Source organism: Actinomycetota bacterium (assembly GCA_005888325.1).
Lineage (GTDB): Bacteria > Actinomycetota > Acidimicrobiia > Acidimicrobiales > AC-14 > AC-14.
In genome coordinates, this window is the sequence record VAWU01000026.1 from 70,250 (window position 1) to 90,761 (window position 20,512).

Sequence of the window (20,512 nt, forward strand, 5' to 3'; positions counted from 1 at the left end):
CCCTCATGCGACGACTCGCACTTCTGTCCGTAGCCGCACTGGTCGCCGTCACCGGGCTGGCTCCCGAAGCCGGCGCCGCGCCCGGCAGCACGCTCGGGCGGGGCCTCGACCCCGTGGTGCTGACCGGCGCCGACGTGCCGTCGCTCCAGAACATCGCGCCCAACCTGCTCGTGGCGTTCCGTTACAGCAACGGTGTCTGGGTGCAGGTTCCGGTGCAGGTCGACGAGCGCAAGCAGGTCGACCTCGGTCTCGTCTACAACCAGGCGGCCAACGGCGTGAAGCCGCTCTCCTACGCCGACGCCAATACGTTCGCGGGCCCCGACGTCAACCCCAACGTCGACCCCAACGACGAGATCGCGTTCATGGCCAAGGACGCGGGAGGCCCCGCCCCTCAGTTCGTGCAGCCCGGCGGCGTGGTCAGCGGCTCCGGCGTGCAGGTGCGCGTCACCGACCCGCTCACCGCAGGCGCGGTTGGCTACGTCTACCTCTTCCGCCAGACGGGCGGGCTGAACCCGGGCGCGGGCAAGAACTACGTGACCTACAACTTCAACCTGCTCTCGGGGAACTACAAGACCACCTACAAGCTGCAGGACGGTCCCAACCTCGAGGACTCGCTCGTCAGCACGGGGAAGTACACCCACCACTTCGGCGACCGCTGGTTGAGCGATCGACTCACCATCACCGTGCAGGGCGGCTCGGGGGTCGACATCCTCGACCGGCACAAGGCGCTCTTCGCCCCGGGCAACTGCGTGCGCAGCGAGGACACCTTCGACGACGCCGAGGGCGCCTTCATCGTCAACAAGGACGGTCCGGTGCGGGCGATCCGCTCGTACGTCGGCGCCAACAGCGGGCCCAGCACCGAGCGGACGCACATCTTCTATCCGCGCCGCGAGGACATCATCACCGACCTGCGCGTGCACGCAATCCCCAGCGTGATGGACTTCTTCGACTACAGCCCGGCGGCGTCCGGCATGAAGTACTCCAACTCGCTCAACCCGGGCGACGCGATCATCGACGGCAACCCGAACAACGAGAACATCACGCTCGGCCCGACGAACTGGGAGCGCGTCGTCGGGCCGCAGGGCGGTCTCGTCATGACGCAGAAGCTCAGCACCAACCTCTCGCTCACCCCGACGCACTACTTCCTCGACGACACCACGCCGCCCGATGTGCAGTGCACGGGCGACGCCTTCGCCTACGGCTCGAGCGGGCCGCGCATCAACCAGACCATCGACTGTACCGACCCCAACGCGGGCTCGGGAGGATGCGACACGAACTACCTCGAGTCGACACGCACGCTCTACTTCGAGGCTCCGACGCTCACCAACTCGCTCGCGGCGACGCGCTACAACCAGGCCATCACCCCACCGGCCGTCACGGTCACCCCGTGGCACCCGTAGCGCCCGCGCCCACCTTGTAGCCTCGGGGTTCCTATGGACCGTCCGCTGAGCGAGCGCCGGGAACAGCTCGAGAAGCGCAAGGAGGAGGCGTACCACGCGGGGTCGGAGCGCGCGGTCGAGCGCCAGCACAGTCGCGGCAAGCTGACCGCGCGTGAGCGCGTCGACTACCTGCTCGACGAGGGCAGCTTCGTCGAGCTCGACATGCTGGCCCGCAGCCGCAACCCCGAGCTCGACGAGAAGCCCTTCACCGACGGTGTCGTCACCGGCTGGGGCATGATCGACGGGCGCAAGGTCTTCCTCTTCGCGCAGGACTTCACCGTGTTCGGGGGCGCCCTCGGCGAGGTGTTCGCCGAGAAGGTGCACAAGGTGATGGACATGGCGGCGAGCGTGGGCGCGCCGTTCATTGGGCTGAACGACGGTGCCGGCGCCCGCATCCAGGAGGGCGTGGTGTCGCTCGCCATGTACGGCGGCATCTTCCTGCGCAACGTGAACTCGTCGGGCGTCATCCCGCAGATCAGCGTGATCATGGGACCGTGCGCGGGCGGCGCGGTCTACAGCCCCGCGCTCACCGACTTCCTGTTCATGGTGCAGGAGACGTCGTACATGTTCATCACTGGCCCCGATGTCGTGAAGTCGGTCACGGGTGAGGACGTCACGCAGCAGGAGCTCGGCGGCGCCATGAGCCACGCCACCCGTTCGGGGTTGGCCTGCTATACGAGCCCCGACGAGAGGTCGTGCCTCGACGACGTGCGCTACCTCCTGTCGTTCCTGCCCTCCAACAACATGGAGGAGCCGCCGTGGGTGCAGCCGACCGACGACCCCGAGCGCACGACGCCCGAGCTCGTCGACGTCATCCCCGCCAGCCCCAACCAGCCCTACGACATGAAGAAGGTCATCACCGCGGTCGTCGACGACGGTGAGTTCTTCGAGTACCACCCGCGCTGGGGGATGAACCTGGTGTGCGGCTTCGCCCGCCTCGACGGCCATCCGGTGGGCATCGTGGGCAACCAGCCCCAGGTGCTCGCCGGCGTGCTCGACATCGACAGCTCCGAGAAGGGCGGACGCTTCGTCCGCACCTGCGATGCGTTCAACATCCCCCTCGTGACGTTCGTCGACGTGCCCGGGTTCCTGCCCGGCACCGACCAGGAGTACGGCGGCATCATTCGCCACGGCTCGAAGCTGCTCTACGCCTACTGCGAGTCGACCGTGCCGCGCATCCAGGTCATCACGCGCAAGGCCTACGGCGGGGCGTACGTGGTCATGAACTCGAAGTCCATCGGCGCTGATCTGGCGTTCGCCTGGCCGTCCGCGGAGCTGGCCGTGATGGGGCCCCAGCCCGCGGTCGAGATCATCTACCGGCGCGAGCTGGCCGAGGCCGACGACCCCGTCGCGCGACGCACCGAGCTGGTCGAGGAGTACACCGAGCGCCACGCCAATCCGTACGAGGCGGCCGAGCGCGGTTACATCGACGACGTGATCGACCCCGCCATCACGCGGCCCATGCTCATCAAGGGCCTCGCCATGCTGCGCACCAAGCGCGAGGAGCTACCGAAGCGGAAGCATGGCAACGTCCCCCTCTGACCCGCAGCCGTCGCCGCAAGAGCTGGCGGCCATCGTCGCCGCGGTCGAGCTCGTCTGGCCCGCTCCGCCTTCGGCGGTGTCTCCGCCGTACCCGGACGCGGGTGGCGAGGCGTGGCGATGGTCGGGGCGTTGGTGGGGGCGGCGGCACCTGGTCGCCGACCGTCGCCGACCGTGGTGAGGACCGAGGTCGAATGATCGAGCTCACGACGGTTGCCGACGATGAAGCCGTCCTGCACGACGGCCCGCGCGTGGTTCGTCGCGACGGGCTCGAGCCGGATCGTGACCACGAGGTCGAGGGAGTCGCGTTCCGCACGTTGCCGAGGCCCGGCGGCGCGCGTCTCGCCACGGTCGCCACCGTGAACGACGTGCACTTCGGCGAGCAGGAGTGCGGCGTGATCGAAGGGCTCGAGATGGGCCCGATCCTGCGGTCCGAGCCGGGCGAGACGCCCTATCCCGAGATGATGAACCGCGCCGCGGTGGCCGAGATCGCTGCCAGCGCGCCCGACGTCGTCGTGGCGAAGGGCGATCTCACCGCGACTGGCACCCGCGCCGAGTACCAGCAGTTCCTCGACTGCTACGGCCCGGCGTTCGGAGAGCGGCTGGTGCACGTGCGTGGCAACCACGACGGCTACTTCGGCGAGACCTTCGCCGATCGTGCCCCCGTCGAGGTCGAGCTGCCGGGCGTTCGCCTGGCGGTGCTCGACACGACCATCCCCCTCCAGACCACCGGTCAGGTGAGCACCGAGCAGCTCGAGTGGCTCGACGAGCTGGGGGCGCGCACCGACCGACCGGTGCTGGTCTTCGGGCACCACCACGTGTGGAGCCCCGAGTCGAACTCCCGGCACGAGACCTACTTCGGCATCAGCCCCGACGACTCCGAGCGCCTCGTCGACGTGTTCGTGCGCCGCCCCGCGCTCGTCGGCTACTTCGCGGGCCACACCCATCGCAACCGGGTGCGACGGTTCGCGGCCACCGGTGAGGTGCCCTGGGTCGAGGTGGCGAGCGTGAAGGACTTCCCGGGCAGCTGGGCCGAGTACCGCGTGTTCGAGAACGGCATCCTGCAGGTCCACCGGCGCATCTCGTCGCCGGAGGCGCTCGACTGGACCGACCGCACCCGGGCGATGTTCGGTGGGCTCTATCCGTCGTACGCGTTCGGCGACCTCGCCGACCGCTGCTTCGCGATCCACCCCCGCCCTGCGTAGCTCTTGATGAGGTGCGTCGTGGGTGCCAACACCACTCCGCAACCGTGCGCCAGCCTCCTTTCCATCGTCCCTGTCTCCCCTCGACAATGAACCGGTGAGGAGCGTTCGGGCCCGGCTGGGAGCGGACCTGCGCGCCCGCTGGCGGTCGACGCTGGCGCTCGTCGTGGTGATCGGCCTTGCGGGCGGGACGGTGCTCGCTACCGCCGCAGGCGCCCGTCGCACGGACACCGCGTACCCCCGCTTTCTGCAGAGCAGCCGGGCGGAGGACGTCGTCCTCGGCGGCGTCGACGTCTCCCCGGACGCCCTGGCGCTGTTCCGCCGGCTGAAGCGGCTGCCGCAGGTGGCAGCGGCGGCACCGGTCGGAGCGATGATCATCTTCGCCGAGGGGACCGACATCTCCGAATCGCATCGGCACTTTGCGAGAGGGCTGGACACCCCGTACCACTTCGCGGGTGCGGACCGGAGCTACGGAGACACCATCGACAGGGCCAAGGTGATCGCGGGACGTCGCCCCGACCCCGCCAGCTCCGACGAGGTGCTGGTGAACCGGGCGATGGTGCGGCAACTTCACCTGCGCGTCGGCGGCACGTTCCGCGGCCGGGCCTGGAGCCCCGCGGTCGACCAGACCGGTGACAACCCCCCGCCGGGCGTGCCGGTCCGGCTGAAGGTGGTGGGCGTCGGCGTCTTCCCGAGCGACGTGGTGCCGACTGCGGACTACGACAAGCTGCCGATCTTCTACCCGACCAACGGCTACTACCGTGCACACCCGGACCTCAGGCAGAGCTACGCGTTCTGGCTGTTCCGACTGGAGCGAGGCGCGCGCGACGTGCCGGCCTTCAGCGCGGCCACCGATCGCGTCGTTCGTGCCGCGGGCGTCCGTCCCGACGAAGTCATCGTCGACGACCAGAGCGGTCGTGTCGCCAAGGTCGAGCGCGCCATTCGCCCCCAGGCCCTGGCCCTCGCGGGCTTCGCGCTGCTCACGGCGCTCGCCTCGCTTCTCGTCGTCGGTCAGGCCCTCTCGCGTCAGCTCTCGCTGGACGCGGTGGAGCACCCCACGCTTCGGGCGCTGGGAATGACGCCGCGTCAACTGGTGACCATGGCCCTCCTCCGGGTCGGACTGATCGCCGGCTCGGGCGCGCTCCTCGCGGTGGCCGTGGCGGTCCTGGCATCGCCGTTGATGCCGATCGGGCCGGCGCGGGTCGCGGAGCCCTACCCGGGCGTCGAGGTCAACGCCGCCTTCCTCGCCATCGGGTTCGCCGCCATCGCCGTGCTCCTCCTGGCGCGGTCGGTGTGGCCGGCTCGTCGCGCGGCCCGGTCGCGCTTCGGCGTCCTGGGCGCGGCCGAGATCGCCGGTGCCGAGCGCGCGTCACGCATCGCCAACGGCTTCGCGGGGCGCGGGCTCCCCGTGCCCGCCGTCGTGGGGGCGCGGATGGCGCTCGAGTCGGGGCGGGGCCGAACCGCGGTGCCCGTGCGGAGTGCGCTGCTGGGGACGGCGGTCGCCGTGGCCGCGGTCGCGGGCGCGTTCACGTTCAACGACAACCTCAACCGGTTGGTGAGCACGCCCCGCCTCTACGGCTGGGACTGGGACATCAACGCCGGGGTCGGGTTCTTCCCGTTGCCGAAAGACGTGCGCGACGACCTGCTCGCCCAACCGGCCGTCGACGGGGTCGCGGGCGCCCAGTTCGGCTCGATCACCATTGGTGGAAAGGACGTCCCGGCCGCGGGCATCGACCAGCTGGGCGGCGCGCCCGTCTTCCCGACCCTGCTCGACGGTCGGGCACCGAGCCGCCTGGACGAGATCGCGCTCGGTGCCAAGACCCTGCGTCGAGCTCATCGCCGGGTGGGCGAGACCGTGGTGGTCAAGGCCAACAACGCCAACCGCACGATGCACATCGTCGGCCGCGTCGTCTTCCCCAAGTTCGGTGGCGCCGGCTTCAGCGCGACCGGGCTCGGCGAGGGCGCGGCGCTGTCGGCGCACCTGCTCGGATCGATGGACGAGACCGATCCCAACGCCGTCCACAGCGCGGCTCTGATCCGGTTCAAGCCGGGTGTCGAGCGGGCGAAAGCCCTCGCAAGCGTCCTGCCGATCATCAACAGCGGCCGTTTTCAGGGATGCCCGTCCGCCCTCTGCGTGACCAGCGCGACGTCGCAGCGGCCCGGCGACCTCGAGAACTACGCGCGGGTTCGGCGGACACCGCTCGTGCTGGCCGCCCTGTTGGCCGTGATGGCGCTCGCCGCGCTGGCCAACACGCTGGTGAGCTCGATCCGGCGACGGCGGCGCGACCTCGCCATCCTCAAGACGCTCGGCTTTCTCGGGCGTCAGGTCTCCGCCACCACCGCCTGGCAGGCGACCACGCTGGCCGCCGCCGCGCTCGTCGTCGGGTTGCCGCTCGGCGTCGCGGCAGGCCGCGCCACCTGGCTGGCGTTCGCGCGCCAGTTGGGCGTGGCCGAGGACGTGCGCACCCCGGCGCTGACGATCCTCTTGGCCGTGCCGGCCACGATCGTGATGGCAAACCTCATCGCGACCATCCCCGCGTGGGCGGCGGCGCGGACCCGCCCCGCGCTCGTGCTGCGCACCGAGTGACCGGGGCCGCGGGTTACTCCGTGGTGGCGATCTCGACCTGGCTGCAGCCGGCGGCGCGCGCGTGGTTCAGCGCGCCCTGCGCCCGCGCCAGCAGGTCGCGCGAGGCCAGCGCATGCGAGGGGTACGCGGCCACTCCTGCCGCCAGGCGCACGAGCGTCTCGCCCTTTCGCACGAGAGCCATGCGCAGCCGCTCGGCCGCCCACACCCCGCCCGCCTCGGGTGTGTCCTCGAGGATGATCGCAAAGCTCGCGTCGCCGATCCGGCATGCGGTGTCCGCCTCGCGCAGCGTCTCGCGCAACAGCTGCAAGAACGAGCTGAGGGTCTCCTTCCAGGCCGCGGGGTTCTCTTCCTCGCCCTCGAGGGTCACCAACAGCAGCGTCACCGGTTGGAGGTGGCGGCGCGCGGTCGCGACCCGGCTGTCGAGCGTGACCTCGAAGTAGCGCTCGTCGAGCAGGCCGCTCTCCCGGTCGACGACCGGTGCGGGCTGGTTCTCGGTGGCCTCGATCTCTCTCGTCGCCATCATCTCGGCAAAGCGGCCCGTGACCTCCAGGGCCTCGCGCCCGGCGTCGATGGCCACTTCGAGCTCGACGATGCGCTCGCGCAGCTCGGTCGCCTCGTCGTCGCGCCCGCGCAGCGCCCCGACCGCACTGACGGCTGCGGCCGCGCTGATCAGCGCGCAGGCTCCCGCGAGGAGCGCGAGCACGGGTGACGCCGCGACGAAACCGGCCGTACCGAGCGCCAGCCCGGCCAGACCCGGCACGATGCCCATGAGGACGCGACGATCCATCCCCTTGACCATCGGCTACTGCGACGGTCGAATCAAGAGGTCGCTCGCATCATTTGTCTGGCTTAGGCGGTCCGCCTCGCGGCGGCCAGGGCGCTGATGTCGGTCATGATGCGCGTGAGCTCGAAGTCCTTCGGCGTGTAGACGGCCGCCACGCCCAGGCTCTCGAGCTTCGGCCGGTCGTCGGCCGGGATGATGCCCCCGACCACCACCGGCGCCTCGACGCCGGCCTCCTGCAGGAGGCGCAGGATCTCGGGGATCAGCTCGAGGTGGCTGCCCGACAGGATGGAGATGCCGACGACGTCGACGTCCTCGTCACGTGCGGCCACTGCGATCTGCTCGGGTGTCAGGCGGATCCCCTGGTAGATGACCTCCATCCCCGCGTCGCGCCCCGCCACTGCGATCTGCTCGGCTCCGTTGGAGTGCCCGTCGAGACCGGGCTTGGCGACGAGCAGCCGGGGCGGTCCGCCGGCGAGCTGCTGGTTGCGCGCGACCAGGGCGGCCAGACCGCCGACGCGCGCACCCCCCGCGGCCGCGGCCACACCGGTCGGGGCGCGGAACTCGCCGAACACCTCGCGCAGCGCCGTTCCCCATTCACCTGTCGTGCCGCCCGCGTGCGCGAGGGCAATGGTTGCCGGCAGGAGGTTCTCGTCGCTCGCGGCGACGCGTCGCAGCCGATCGAGCGCCTCGTCGACCCGGGCGGTGTCGCGATCCTTGCGCCACCGGTCGACGTCGTCGCGCGCGTCCGCCTCGACCGCGGGGTCGACCTTCAGGATGATCTCGTCGCCGCCGAGAGGTGACGGCGCCGCCTCGGTGAAGCAGTTGACCCCGACCACTTGCAGCTCGCCGGATTCGATGCGGCGCGTGCGTTCCGTCTGCGAGCGCACCAACCGGCCTTTGATCTCGGCGATGGCCTCGAACGCCCCACCCTGCGTCAGCACGTCGTCGAGCTCGGCCTGCGCGGCATCGTCGAGCTCGTCGGTGCGGCGCTCGACGACGTGCGACCCGGTGAAGATGTCGTCGTAGTCCAGTAGGTCGGTCTCCAGAGCCAGCACCTGCTGGATGCGCAGCGAGAGCTGCTGGTCCCAGGGACGGGGCAGTCCGAGCGCCTCGTTCCAAGCCGGCAGCTGGATGGAACGGGCTCGGGCGTCGCGGCTGAGGGTGACGCCGAGCGTCTCGAGCACGATCCGTGCGATGTTGTTCTCGGGCTGCGCCTCGGTCAGGCCGAGCGAGTTGACCTGCACGCCGTAGCGGAAGCGGCGCAGCTTGGGGTCGGCGACGCCGTAGCGCGCCGCGCAGATGCGGTCCCACATGCGGGTGAAGGCGCGCATCTTGCACGTCTCCTCGATGAAGCGGATGCCCGCGTTGCAGAAGAACGAGATGCGCCCGACGACCGCGGGAAAGTCATCCGCGTCGACCTGGCCCGACTCGCGCACGGCGTCGAGCACCGCGATAGCCGTCGCCAGCGCATACGCGACCTCCTGCACAGGTGTCGCGCCTGCCTCCTGGAGGTGGTAGCTGCAGACGTTGATCGGGTTCCACTTGGGGACGTGGCGCACCGTGTAGGCGACCATGTCGACGATGAGGCGCCGGCTGGGCGCGGGCGGGAAGATGTAGGTGCCCCGGCTCAGGTACTCCTTGATGATGTCGTTCTGGGTGGTCCCCTGGAGCACACCCGGGTCGACGCCGTGTTCCTCGGCGTTGGCGATGTACAGGCCGAGCAGCCACATCGCGGTGGCGTTGATCGTCATCGACGTGTTCATCTGCTCCACGGGGATGCCGTCGAGCAGTTGGCGCATGTGGCCGAGGTGGTAGATGGGAACGCCGACCTTGCCCACCTCGCCGCGCGCCTGGGGCGCATCGGGGTCGTAGCCGAGCTGTGTCGGGAGGTCGAACGCCACCGAGAGGCCGGTCTGACCCTTGGCCAGGTTGGTGCGATAAAGGTCGTTCGACGCCCGGGCCGTCGAATGTCCCGAGTACGTGCGCATCACCCATGCGTGACGCGGATTTCCAGCCATCGTCGTCCAGGCTACCGGTGGTAGTCGTAGAACCCCTTGCCCGCCTTCCGGCCGAGCAGCTCGGCCGTGACCATGCGGCGCAGGAGGGGAACGGCCGCGTAGTTGGGGTCGCGCTGCTCGTCGTAGAGGGCGTCGAGGATGGCGAGCGACGTGTCGAGTCCGACCAGGTCGAGCAGCTGGAACGGCCCCATCGGGAAGCCGCAGCCCCCTTTCATGGCGGTGTCGATGTCGTCACGCGAGGCCACGCCGTTCTCGAGCAGGCGCACCGCGTTGTTGAGGTAGGGGAACAGCAGGGCGTTGACGATGAAGCCCGCCTGGTCCTTCACCTCCACCGGCGACTTCCCGCACGCCTCGGCGAACGCCCTGGCCTCGGCGATGGTGTCGTCGCTCGCACTGAGGGGTCGGACGATCTCGACGAGGGCCATCACCGGTGCGGGGTTGAAGAAGTGGACGCCGCACACCCGCTCGGGCCGGCCCGTCTCCATGGCGAGCTCGATGACGGGAAGGGTCGACGTGTTGGTGGCGAGGATGGTGCCGGTCGCGCAGATGCGATCGAGCTCGTTGAACACCTGCCGCTTGGCGCCGAGGTCCTCGACGATCGATTCGAGCACCAGGTCGCACTCGGCGAGCTCGCCGAGGTCGGACGTCGCCGTCACCCGGCCGAGCGTGGCCTGGCGGTCCTCGTCGGACAGCTTCCCCTTCTCCACCTGCTTGGCCAGGCTCTTCTCGAGTCCCGCCACCGTCGCGTCGGCGGTCTCTTGCCGCCGCGACCGCAGGACCACCTCGTGCCCGGTCTTGGCAGCCGTCTCGGCGATGCCCGAGCCCATGATCCCCGAACCCACGATGCCCACACGCTTCACGGTCATGGGCGGCAACGTTACTGTGCGCGCACGCTGCGCCCGCAGGTGACGGAGCGGCGCGCGGGCTACCTTGCCTCTCCTATGAGCGGGGTCCTGGCCCTGGTAGGCGGAGCCGAGTGGCGGGAGGGCTGCACGTTCGACGCGCAGCTGCTGGAATACAGCGGCGGCCGCGAGGTGACCGTGCTGCCGACCGCCGCGGCGTACGAGCACCCCGAGCACTCGGTCGACTGGGCGACGCAGTGGTTCGAAGCGCTCGGCGCCAAGGTGCGCGGCCTGATGGTGCTCGGCCGCAGGGACGCGGACGACGAGGCGAACGCGACTGCGGTGCGCGAGAGCCGCTTCCTCTACCTGTCCGGGGGCTCCCCGATGCACCTGCGGTCGGTGCTCAAGGGCTCGGCCGTGTGGGACGCGGTCGTGTCGACGTGGCGCGACGGAACCGTGCTCGCAGGCTCGTCGGCGGGGGCGATGGCGCTCTGCGATCCCATGGTCGACCCGAGGGGCGGTGCGTTCACGGTGGGCCTGGGGCTCATCGAGCAGCTCGCGTTCGTCCCTCACCACGACACCTGGTCGCCCGACAAGGCCAAGCGCACGATCGCCCTCGCGCCCCGAGGCCTCCCGCTCGTCGCGGTCGACGAGCGCACGGCGGTGATCCGCGCGACCGACGGCACGTGGTCGGTGCACGGCGCCGGCTCGGCGGTCGTGTTCGTCGACGGGCGCGAGAGCGGGCTCGACGCGCTCCCGGGCTAGCTCTCGGTGATCGTGACCGACTCGATGGTGACGGGCTCCTTGGGCTTGCCCGCCCCGGGAGTGCCGATCGCGTCGATGGTGGCGACCACGTCGAGCCCCGCGACCACCTTCCCGAACAGCGAGTACTGCGGAGGCAGGCGTACGCCGTCGGGCCCGCTGATCACGAAGAACTGGCTGCCGTTGGTGTTCGGTCCCGCGTTGGCCATCGCCAACGAGCCGACCTCGTAGCGGCCCGCCTTCGGGAGCTCGTCGTCGAAGCGGTAGCCCGGGCCACCGCGGCCGGTGCCCTCGGGATCGCCGCCCTGGAGCACGAAGCCGGGGATGATCCGGTGGAAGCCGACCCCGTCGAAGTAGTGGTAGCGGGCGAGCACGACGAAGTTGTTCACGGTCTTCGGCGCGGCCACGGGGTCGAGGGCGATCGTCATCGTGCCCTTGCTGGTGACCATCGTCGCCGTGTACTGCCGCGCCGCGTCAATGCACATGGGCGGCGGCGCGTCGAACTTGCGGCGCGTCGGGCTCGAGCCGTCGGCGGCGGGGCATTCGGTGGGGGGCATGTCGTCCTTTCGAGCAGCGGGTGCTCAAGTTTCGGTGATCGTTACCTTGACCATCTGGTGGAGCACCTTCGGCTGGCCCTGCGGGGTGCCGTCGGCCTCGATCTTCTGCACCACGTCGAGTCCCTCGGTGACCTGGCCGAAGAGCGAGTAGAGCGGCTTCTGGAGCTGCTTCCCACCCGCGTCCGAGACCACGATGAAGAATTGGCTCCCGTTGGTGTTCGGGCCGGAGTTGGCCATGGCGAGGGATCCCGCCTTGTACTCGTCGACGCTCTTCGGCAACTCGTCCGCGAACTTGTAGCCGGCATCGCCGGTACCGTCGCCCTTGGCCGCGTCACCGCCCTGAACCACGAAGCCGGGGATCACGCGGTGGAACTTCACGCCGTCGTAGAAGTGGTACCGGGTGAGGAAGACGAAGTTGTTCACGGTCTTCGGCGCCTGCTTGGCGTTGAGCGTCACGGTGAAGGTGCCGACGTCGGTCTCGAACTTGGCCGTATAGGTCTTCGCCGGGTCGATGCACGGGCTCGGCTCACCGTCGAACGCGATCTTGCGGGGCGCCGACCCATCCGCCGGGGGACACGGTGACGAGCCGACCTTGCCCGCCGGCGCCGCCGTCGTCGCGGTCGTGCCCTGTGCGGTCGTGCTGCTCCCCGCCGTCACGTTCTGCCCGTTGTCCTTGCCCCGCTGGAGCAGCACGAGGATGAGGACGACGACGGCGAACACCGCCACACCGGTGATGAGCTGACGCCGCCGGGCCGCCTTGCGCCGGTACGCCTGGAGCGCCGCCTGCCGCGCCGCCCGGCCCTCCTTCTGACGCTGACGTTTCTCGGTCGGCATGGGCGCCCAAGCTAGTGCGCTGACCCGCGACGCCTGCCGCGACCGTCACGGCACAGTTGGTACCGTGAACTCCCCCGTGAGCCTCGTCGTCCAGAAGTTCGGTGGCACGTCCGTCGCCGACCCCGATCGCATCCGCGCCGTGGCCGAGCACATCGTGCGGACGTCGCACCAGGGTCACGAGGTCGTCGTGGTGGTGAGCGCGATGGGCCGGACCACCGACGACCTGCTGCGGCTCGCGACAGAGGTCAGCTCGCAGCCCCCGGGACGCGAGCTCGACATGCTCCTCACGTCCGGTGAGCGGATCTCGATGGCGTTGCTCTGCATGGCGATCGCGGAGCTGGGCACGCAGGCCGAGTCGCTGACCGGCAGCCAGGCGGGCATCGTCACCGATACCGATCACGGCCGGGCGAAGATCCTCGAGGTGCGCGCCGACCGTGTGCGCGAGGCGCTCGCGGCGCACCGGGTGCCGGTCGTCGCGGGCTTCCAGGGCGTGTCGACCGCGCGCGATGTCACCACGCTCGGCCGCGGCGGCTCCGACACGACGGCAGTGGCCCTGGCCGCGGCACTCGGCGCAGAGGCGTGCGAGATCTACACCGACGTCTCGGGCGTGTTCACGGCCGACCCGCGGATCGTGCCCACTGCCCGACGGCTGCCGCGCGTGTCGTTCGAGGAGATGTTGGAGATGGCCGCGACCGGAGGCCGCGTGCTCGCGCTGCGTTCGGTCGAGTTCGCGCGCAACCACCACGTGCCGCTGCACGTGCGGTCCAGCTTCACGTGGGAGCCAGGCACGTGGATCACGGAGTTGGGAACGAGGGAGGCAGGCATGGAGCAGGCGATCATCTCGGCCGTCACGCACGACACGTCGGAGGCCAAGGTGACCATCAACGGCGTGCCCGACCAACCGGGCATCGCCGCCCGCCTGTTCAGGGCGTTGGCCGATCGGTCGATCAACGTTGACATGATCGTGCAGAACGTCTCGGTGGGGGGGCAAGCCGACATCTCGTTCACCGCGCCGAAGGCCGATCTGCCGGTCAGCCTCGAGGTCACCCGCGCGGTCGCCGACGAGCTCGGTGCGGGCGACGTCACCCATGACGCGGCGATCGCGCGTGTCAGCCTCATCGGCGCGGGAATGAAGACGCATCCCGGCGTGGCCGCCACCATGTTCCAGACGCTGGCCGAGAGCGGTGTGAACATCCTGATGATCTCCACCTCGTCGATCCGGATCAGCTGCGTCGTGCGATCCGATGCCGTCGAGCAGGCCGTGGCCGCCCTCCACACGCGCTTCGAGCTCGACCAGCCGCCGGCGCAGGGGAGCGCATGACGCGAGGCCGCCGTCGCCCGCTGGGCTGGGCGATCGCGGTGGTGGTGCTGACGTGGATGGCGGTGGCGGCGGTGGAGTTGGTGCTGGCGCGGACCGACGCGACCGCGGGCCGGCGCGCCGCCGAGCAGGTCAAGAAGATGACGTCACCCGACGACGTCCTCCGCGGCCGTCCGCTCCCGCTCCTGCGTGCGGCCCGCTCCCGCTTCGCCCGGGCGCACACGCACCTGCAGAGCCCGTTCGTCGCACCGGTTCGTCTGCTCCCGGTCGTCGGGCGTCAGGTCCGCGCGGTCGACGCGCTCTCGACTGCGGCGACGAAGGTGGCGGGCACCGGCATCGAGACGGTCACGAGAACTCGCGCGATCCTCGACGCGCCGCACCGAACCGGTCCCCAGCGGATCGACGTGCTGCGTCGCCTCGCGGTCGTGGCCGGCAGGGCCGAGCGCGAGCTCGACGGGCTCTCGTTCGGTCCACGGGGCGCGCTCGTCGGGCCGGTGGCGAGCGCGCACGACGAGTTGGCGAAGCAGGTCGCGCGCACGCGCGGCGGACTGGGGCGGGGTGCGGCGGGTGCGCGCGCCGCGGCCGACCTCCTCGCCGGGCCCCGCCGCTACCTGATCCTCGCCGCCAACAATGCGGAGATGCGCGCGGGCTCGGGGATGTTCCTCTCGGCCGGCGTGATGACGACGAGCGGGGGCACCATCGACGTCGGCGATCTCACCTCGACCACCGACCTCGCGCTTCCGCCCGGCGCGGTGTCGCTGTCGGGTGACCTCGCCGACCGTTGGGGCTGGCTGCACCCGTCGCAGGAGTGGCGCAACCTCGGCGCGTCGCCGCGTTTCGACGTGACCGGCCCGCTCGCGGCGCGCATGTGGGAGGCACGCGGCGGCGGCCCGGTCGACGGTGTGCTGGCGCTCGACGTCGGCGCGCTGCGCGCCACGCTCGCAGTCATCGGCCCGGTCGACGTGAACGGTCGTCACGTGACCTCGGACAACGTGGTCGAGCTCCTCTTGCATCAGCAGTACGTGGAGCACGCCGAGGACCCTGACCAGGCGACGCGGCGGGAGGAGCTGGGCCAGATCGCCCGGGCCGTGGTCGACGCCATCCAGGATCGCCAGTGGAGCGTCGCCGACATGGCCCGCGAGCTGGGTGCGGCCGTCCGGGGCCGCCACATCCTGGCCTGGTCGAACCGGGCTGACGAGCAGGACGCGTGGCGCTCGGCCGGGGCCGACGGCGCCGTCCACGCCGACTCCGTGCTCGTCGGCATCCTCAACCGCGGTGGCAACAAGCTCGACCGCTTCCTCCACGTCGACGCCACCCTCGATGTGCACGCCGCGGGCCCGGCCGGCCCAGGACGCGCCGGCCCCGGAAGCGCGGCCGTCCTGCGGGTGGCGCTGCGCAACACCGTCCCGCCCGGCGAGCCCCAGTACGTGGCCGGGCCGGAGGGCGACAGCGGTTTGGTCGAGGGTGAGTACGGCGGCATCGTGGCGGTGACGCTGCCCTGGCCCGCGTCGAAGGTGGGCGTTCAGGGCTACGAGACGTATGCGGCCGTCGGGCGGGACGGGCCCTCGTACGTGGTCGGCCCCGCGGTGCGGCTGGTGCGCGGCGCGTCGATGACCCTCGAGTTCCGGTTCACCCTGCCCCCGGGCGTGCGCGCCCTGCGCGTCGAGCCGTCGGCCCGGGTGCCGGCGGTGCCGTGGCGCTTCCGGGGTGACCGCTGGACGGACGCCGAGGCTCACGACGTAGTGTGGTGATGATCTGCGATTTTGTGGTCGCAGGCCTTGTCTATCTCGCTCTCCGTGGGTTATCCTCTCTCTCCGTCGACCCAAGTGGGTCATCCCCCCGGACTGACGAACCTGATTGACGAGAGGCTCAGCAATGACGGGGTACAGACGGATGACCACGACGGTCTTCGCCGGGGCGGTTCTCGCGCTCGGTCTCGCCACGCCGACCGCGGCGTTCGCGAGCGATTACACGAGCCCGCCGCCGAGCGTCACCCCGCAGGTCCTGGCCAGTCAGTTCGAGCGCGCGACGGTGGCCGAGCCCAAGGGCGAGACGCTGCCCCTCACCGGCAGCGACGTGGCCGAGATGGCGCTCCTCGGCGCAGGCTCGGTGCTCGTCGGCGTGGTCGTGGTGCGCCGCGGCCGCCGCGGCACCGCTCCCGCCTGACGCACGCAGCGAGTCGTTGGACTGAACAAAGCGGGCGGGGCCGCGCCCCGGCCCCGGTAGCGTGGATGCCATGAACGTCGGCATCGTGGGCGCCTCCGGGCTGGTCGGGGGTGTCATGCGTGCGGTCCTCGAAGAGCGTCGGTTCCCTGTCTCAGAGCTGCGATTGTTCGCGTCGTCGCGGTCGGCCGGTCGGCGCTTTCGCTGGCAGGGCACCGACGTCGAGGTGGAGGACGCGTCCACCGCCGACTACGCAGGCCTCGACCTCGCGTTGTTCTCGGCGGGCGCCAGCGCATCGCGCGCGCTGGCACCGCGCGTCGCCGCCGCGGGCGCAGTCGTCGTGGACAACTCCTCGGCATGGCGGATGGACCCCGACGTCCCCCTCGTGGTGAGCGAGGTCAACCCTCACGCGCTCGCCGCGCTGCCCAAGGGGATCGTCGCCAACCCCAACTGCACGACGATGGTGGCGATGCCGGCGCTGGGAGCATTGCGCGACGCCGCCGGCCTGCGCCGCATCGTCGTCAGCACCTATCAGTCGGTGTCGGGCGCGGGGCTCAAGGGCATCGCCGAGCTCGCGGACCAGGTGAAGAACGTCGGCGGGCGCTCGGCCGAGCTCGCGTTCTCCGGACGCGCGGTCGAGTTCCCGCCGCCCGACGCGTTCGTGGCGCCGATCGCCTTCAACGTCCTGCCGTTCGCAGGTGAGCTCGTGGCCGAGATCGGCGACGGAGACGAGACCAACGAGGAGCTCAAGTTCCGCGACGAGAGCCGCAAGATCCTCGAGCTACCCGACCTCGCGGTCTCGTGCACGTGCGTACGGGTGCCCGTCTACGCGGGCCACTCACTCTCGCTCAACATCGAGCTCGCGCGTCCGCTCTCGACCTCGCAGGCGCGTGACGTCCTCGCCGCGACTCCCGGCGTCGTGCTGAGCGACGTGCCGACGCCCCTCGACGCGGCGGGCGCCGACCCGACCTTCGTGGGCCGCATCCGTCGCGATCCCGGTTGCGAGAACGGCCTCGCGCTCTTCGTGAGCGGCGACAACCTGCGCAAGGGCGCGGCGCTGAACGCGGTCCAGATCGCCGAAGCGCTCGTCGCGCGCGGTCAGCTCGGGCAGGCGCAGGGCCGAGCCCCGCAGCTCGGGCACCCTCCCGCGTAGCGCGCTGCCGCGTCTTCGAGCTCGACGTCGAGCTGCTCGGCCAACGACGCCAGCCAGGCGAGGACGTCGCCGAGCTCGTGCTGCTGCTCCGATCGGGTCCCCTTGCGCACGGCGCGCGCCAGCTCGCCCATCTCCTCGGCCAGCCACGCCACCGTGGCCTCGCGGCCCCGCGCCCGGTCGCGCTCGCCGTACGTGGTGGCCATCAGACGTTGGAGCTCTGCGAGTTGCATCGCGCCAGGTTTCCACTCGGGCGCTCGGGCCGCGATCCTGGGGGCATGATGCGCCTCATCGGAGTTCCCCCCGCTTCGCCTCCGCGCGTCGAGGGCACCGTGACCCTGCCGGACGGGCGAAGGCTGGGCTTCGCCGAGTTCGGCGATCCCCACGGGCCGCTCGTGCTGTGGTTCCACGGCTCGCCCGGCGCGCGTCGCCAGGTCCCGCCCGCGGGCCGTCACGCGGCGGACGAGCTCGGCCTGCGGGTCGTGTGCGTCGAGCGCCCCGGGGTGGGGGCCTCCATCGATCATGCGTATCGGGACTTGCGCGACTGGGCCGTCGACGTCTCGGTGGTCGCCGACCGTCTCGGTCACGAGCGGTTCCTCGTCGTCGGGTTGTCGGGCGGCGGTCCCTACGCGCTCGCGTGCGCCCACGAGCTGCCCGACCGCGTCGCGGCCGTCGGGCTCATGGGCTCACTGGTGCCGACCGCGGGTGACGAGTCGGCAGCGGGCGGCTTGGTCGCGCTGAGCCGGCCGTTCAATCGCGTCCTAACCGCCCTGCGGCGGCCGCTGGGGCGGGGGCTGTGGGGCTTCGTGCGCGCCACGAACCCCCTCGCCCATCCGCTCTACCGGGGATTCGCCCGCTTGATGCCCGAAGGCGACCGCCGGGTGCTCGGCGATCCCGCGCTCGAGGCCATGTTCGTCGACGACCTCACGCTCGGCGGCCGGCGCCAGTTCCAGGCGATGGTGAACGACTTCGTGCTCATCGGCCGTCCGTGGGGCTTCCGACTGGCCGACGTGCGCGTCCCGGTTCGGTGGTGGCACGGCGACTCCGACCCCTTCGTCCCGCTGGAGCAGGCCCAGCGCACCGCCGCGGTCCTCCCCGACTGCGAGCTCGTCGTCCGCGCGGGGGAGAGCCACCTCGGCGACTTCGCCGCCGCGGACGAGGTGCTGACCACCCTGGCTCGGATCTGGGAGGCTCGGCGCGAACCATGAGAGCGTCAACCGTCACCCCCTGAGGCGCCCCTCTTGACTTCCTATCGCTGATAGGTATTCTGTCTATCAGTGATAGGTAAAGTCGCAGAACGACGGGACGCCAAGCTGGCATCGATCGTCGAAGCCGCCTGGGAGCTGGCCCGCGCCCACGGCATCGGCGGTGTCACGCTCCATGCGCTCGCCCGCGAGCTCGGCATGCGCCAGCCGTCGCTCTACGCCTACTTCGATTCGAAGAACGCGCTGTTCGACGCGATGTTCGCCGACGGCAACCGCCGGCTGCTCGAGCGACTCGAGGCGCTGGAGCTGCCACGAAGCCCGCGTGCTGCAGTGAAGGCGTTCATGGGCGCGTTCGTGCAGTTCGCGCTCGAGGACACCGCCCGCTGCCTGTTGCTCTTCCAGCGCCCGGTTCCGGGGTTCGAGCCGTCCGCGGAGTCGTACGCACGCGCGCAGGCGGTGCTCGACCGCGCGGTCGCGGTGTTGCGGACCGCCGGCGTCGAGCGCCAAGGCGACGTCGACTGCTTCATCGCCATGATCGCGGGGCTGATCGACGCGCAGATGAGCAACGAGCCTGGCGGCGACCGCTGGATTCGCCATCTCGACCGCTTGACCGACATGTACCTCGACGACGCGAAGCGAAGGAGAACGCACCCATGATGCCAACCAGGATCCGACGGCCCGAAGCACGAGTGCTCGCCGAGGAGGAGTTCCGGCGTTTCGCCGATCTCACGGCCTCGCTCTCCGACGACGAATGGACGCGGCCCACCGATTGCACGGCGTGGGACGTCCGCAAGATGGCGTTGCACGTGCTCGGCTCGGCCGACGCGCAGGCCTCGTTCCCCCAGTTCCTGCATCAGCTCCGCCGGGGCGTGCCGCTCAACAAGGAGATCGACTCGCACCACTGGGTCGACGGCATGAACGAGCTGCAGATCCGTGAGCGCTCGAACCTCTCGAACGACGAGATCGTCGCCCAGCTCGCTGTCGTCGGGGCCAAAGCGGTCAAGGGCCGCTGGGGGACGCCTCCGCCGATGCGCTACCTGCCGATCCCCTTCGGCCCTCCGATCGGATGGACGTCGCTGAAGTACCTGCTCGACGTCGGCTTCACCCGCGACGTGTGGGCCCACCGGATCGACATCTGCGTCGCGACCGGCCGCGAGATGCACGCCACCGCCGACCACGACGGCCGCCTCGTCGCCGACATCGTCGCCGAGTGGGCGGCCCTCCACGGCGAGCCCTTCGAGCTCGTGCTCGACGGCCCCGCGGGCGGCAAGTTCACCCAAGGCACCGACGGCGAGCGGGTCGAGATCGACGCCTTCGACTTCATCCGCGTCCTTTCCGGTCGCCTGCCCGGCACCGGCGTCCTCAGCCACCCGTTGCCACTCTGAGGGAGAACGTCCGAGACGTGACCACGACGCTTTCGGCATCCCGGCCTCCTTCTCACTCCCGAGCGGCGCCCGACCACTTCGGTATCCGAGACTCACCTCTCAGCGTTGACGCTGATCTCGGACCTACAGCCAGCGTGAGCATGCGCCGACGCAACCAGGAGAACGACGAGGCGATCGCCCGCCACCTTTGCGATGAGGAGTCCTTTGCTCGGTTCATCCTCGGCAATGGAGTTGCAGCCCGCCACTCGGCTTGCGCTCGACCTTGGGCGGCGCCCGACGGGTAGCGCCGTGGCTGCCGCTGCCTGGCGGCTTGCTTTCGCCCGGGAGTTCGACGCCATGCACGGCGAGGGCGGTGATCACGCGCTGACCTTCTTGTTGGCCATCGTCACTGCTGTAGAACGCCGGATCGCCGACATGCTCCCGAGCCTGGGCCTCGGCATCGACACCCGCGCTCTGGCGGAGTTGGCCGCGGAGGGGCTGGTGCCCGAGTCGGCGTCCCGGCGGTTGCAGCTCTGCGCGGAGCTTGGCGTGCACGTGCCGGGTGAGCCGGTGGTGGGAGAGGCGTTGGGACTGATCGCCAGACACGTGGCCGTGACACTCGCCGCCGAACTGCTTCCCCTCGCGCGTGCCCAATACGGGCCGAGCACGCGCCACGGCTAGCTCAGCGGACAAGCATCGTGAACACCCCCGGTCATGTCGGTGGGCACGACCTCGGACATGCCGGTAC

General features: G+C 70.6%; 19 protein-coding genes. 13 read left to right on the forward strand and 6 right to left on the reverse strand.

What is annotated here, in order from left to right; translation table 11 throughout:
- Window positions 1–5: 5 nt before the first annotated feature.
- The 4 genes from E6G06_10020 to E6G06_10035 all read left to right on the forward strand — a co-directional run bounded on the left by E6G06_10020 (window position 6) and on the right by E6G06_10035 (window position 6,767).
- Complete coding sequence (locus E6G06_10020) at window positions 6–1,400, forward strand: hypothetical protein (GenBank protein ID TML91384.1); 1,395 nt, start codon at window positions 6–8, stop codon at window positions 1,398–1,400.
- 33 nt (window positions 1,401–1,433) lie between these two features.
- On the forward strand, window positions 1,434–2,981 hold the full coding sequence (locus tag E6G06_10025) for an acyl-CoA carboxylase subunit beta (GenBank protein ID TML91385.1): 1,548 nt from the start codon (window positions 1,434–1,436) through the stop codon (window positions 2,979–2,981).
- A gap of 191 nt (window positions 2,982–3,172) precedes the next feature.
- Window positions 3,173–4,183: a hypothetical protein gene (locus E6G06_10030; GenBank protein TML91386.1), complete on the forward strand. Its 1,011-nt coding sequence runs from the start codon at window positions 3,173–3,175 to the stop codon at window positions 4,181–4,183.
- 94 nt (window positions 4,184–4,277) lie between these two features.
- Window positions 4,278–6,767, forward strand: a complete 2,490-nt coding sequence (locus E6G06_10035) for an FtsX-like permease family protein (GenBank protein TML91387.1) — start codon at window positions 4,278–4,280, stop codon at window positions 6,765–6,767.
- A 13-nt stretch (window positions 6,768–6,780) separates the two neighbouring features.
- Here the strand turns inward: E6G06_10035 and E6G06_10040 are convergent, their stop codons facing one another.
- The 3 genes from E6G06_10040 to E6G06_10050 are packed head-to-tail and all read right to left on the reverse strand — an operon-like array spanning window position 6,781 to window position 10,435.
- Window positions 6,781–7,566, reverse strand: a complete 786-nt coding sequence (locus E6G06_10040; GenBank protein ID TML91388.1) for a diguanylate cyclase — start codon at window positions 7,564–7,566, stop codon at window positions 6,781–6,783.
- Window positions 7,567–7,616: 50 nt separating this feature from the next.
- On the reverse strand, window positions 7,617–9,569 hold the full coding sequence (locus E6G06_10045; GenBank protein TML91389.1) for a protein meaA: 1,953 nt from the start codon (window positions 9,567–9,569) through the stop codon (window positions 7,617–7,619).
- A gap of 11 nt (window positions 9,570–9,580) precedes the next feature.
- Entirely contained in the window at window positions 9,581–10,435 is an 855-nt protein-coding gene (locus E6G06_10050; GenBank protein ID TML91390.1) for a 3-hydroxybutyryl-CoA dehydrogenase, read from the reverse strand.
- A 75-nt stretch (window positions 10,436–10,510) separates the two neighbouring features.
- On the opposite strand from E6G06_10050, the gene E6G06_10055 reads away from it, so the two are divergent.
- Window positions 10,511–11,176 carry a hypothetical protein gene (locus E6G06_10055; GenBank protein TML91391.1) on the forward strand — a complete coding sequence of 222 codons (666 nt, stop codon included), beginning with the start codon at window positions 10,511–10,513 and terminating at the stop codon, window positions 11,174–11,176.
- Here E6G06_10055 and E6G06_10060 read toward each other — a convergent pair.
- Both E6G06_10060 and E6G06_10065 read right to left on the reverse strand, forming a co-directional pair.
- Entirely contained in the window at window positions 11,173–11,658 is a 486-nt protein-coding gene (locus tag E6G06_10060; GenBank protein TML91476.1) for a peptidylprolyl isomerase, read from the reverse strand. The two genes, E6G06_10055 and E6G06_10060, sit on opposite strands and share 4 nt — an antisense overlap.
- A gap of 96 nt (window positions 11,659–11,754) precedes the next feature.
- Entirely contained in the window at window positions 11,755–12,564 is an 810-nt protein-coding gene (locus E6G06_10065) for a peptidylprolyl isomerase (GenBank protein ID TML91392.1), read from the reverse strand.
- 76 nt (window positions 12,565–12,640) lie between these two features.
- On the opposite strand from E6G06_10065, the gene E6G06_10070 reads away from it, so the two are divergent.
- From E6G06_10070 to E6G06_10085, 4 genes are all read left to right on the forward strand, one after another.
- A complete protein-coding gene (locus E6G06_10070) occupies window positions 12,641–13,885 on the forward strand; it encodes an aspartate kinase (protein TML91393.1) in 1,245 nt (414 codons plus the stop codon).
- Complete coding sequence (locus E6G06_10075) at window positions 13,882–15,633, forward strand: DUF4012 domain-containing protein (GenBank protein ID TML91394.1); 1,752 nt, start codon at window positions 13,882–13,884, stop codon at window positions 15,631–15,633. Before E6G06_10070 ends, E6G06_10075 begins: the two co-directional genes overlap by 4 nt.
- A gap of 124 nt (window positions 15,634–15,757) precedes the next feature.
- Window positions 15,758–16,048 carry an LPXTG cell wall anchor domain-containing protein gene (locus tag E6G06_10080; GenBank protein TML91395.1) on the forward strand — a complete coding sequence of 97 codons (291 nt, stop codon included), beginning with the start codon at window positions 15,758–15,760 and terminating at the stop codon, window positions 16,046–16,048.
- A gap of 70 nt (window positions 16,049–16,118) precedes the next feature.
- On the forward strand, window positions 16,119–17,198 hold the full coding sequence (locus E6G06_10085; protein ID TML91396.1) for an aspartate-semialdehyde dehydrogenase: 1,080 nt from the start codon (window positions 16,119–16,121) through the stop codon (window positions 17,196–17,198).
- Here the strand turns inward: E6G06_10085 and E6G06_10090 are convergent.
- A complete protein-coding gene (locus E6G06_10090; protein TML91397.1) occupies window positions 17,144–17,428 on the reverse strand; it encodes a pyrophosphohydrolase in 285 nt (94 codons plus the stop codon). The genes E6G06_10085 and E6G06_10090 overlap by 55 nt on opposite strands.
- Before the next feature lie 45 nt (window positions 17,429–17,473).
- Between E6G06_10090 and E6G06_10095 the strand changes: the two genes are divergently transcribed.
- From E6G06_10095 to E6G06_10110, 4 genes are all read left to right on the forward strand, one after another.
- Window positions 17,474–18,403, forward strand: coding sequence for an alpha/beta hydrolase (locus E6G06_10095; GenBank protein TML91398.1), 930 nt, complete (start codon window positions 17,474–17,476; stop codon window positions 18,401–18,403).
- A 69-nt stretch (window positions 18,404–18,472) separates the two neighbouring features.
- Window positions 18,473–19,057: a TetR/AcrR family transcriptional regulator gene (locus tag E6G06_10100; protein TML91399.1), complete on the forward strand. Its 585-nt coding sequence runs from the start codon at window positions 18,473–18,475 to the stop codon at window positions 19,055–19,057.
- Window positions 19,054–19,785, forward strand: a complete 732-nt coding sequence (locus E6G06_10105; GenBank protein TML91400.1) for a maleylpyruvate isomerase family mycothiol-dependent enzyme — start codon at window positions 19,054–19,056, stop codon at window positions 19,783–19,785. The genes E6G06_10100 and E6G06_10105 overlap by 4 nt, the downstream gene beginning before the upstream one ends.
- Window positions 19,786–20,073: 288 nt before the next feature.
- On the forward strand, window positions 20,074–20,445 hold the full coding sequence (locus E6G06_10110; protein ID TML91401.1) for a hypothetical protein: 372 nt from the start codon (window positions 20,074–20,076) through the stop codon (window positions 20,443–20,445).
- The last annotated feature ends 67 nt before the right edge of the window (window positions 20,446–20,512 follow it).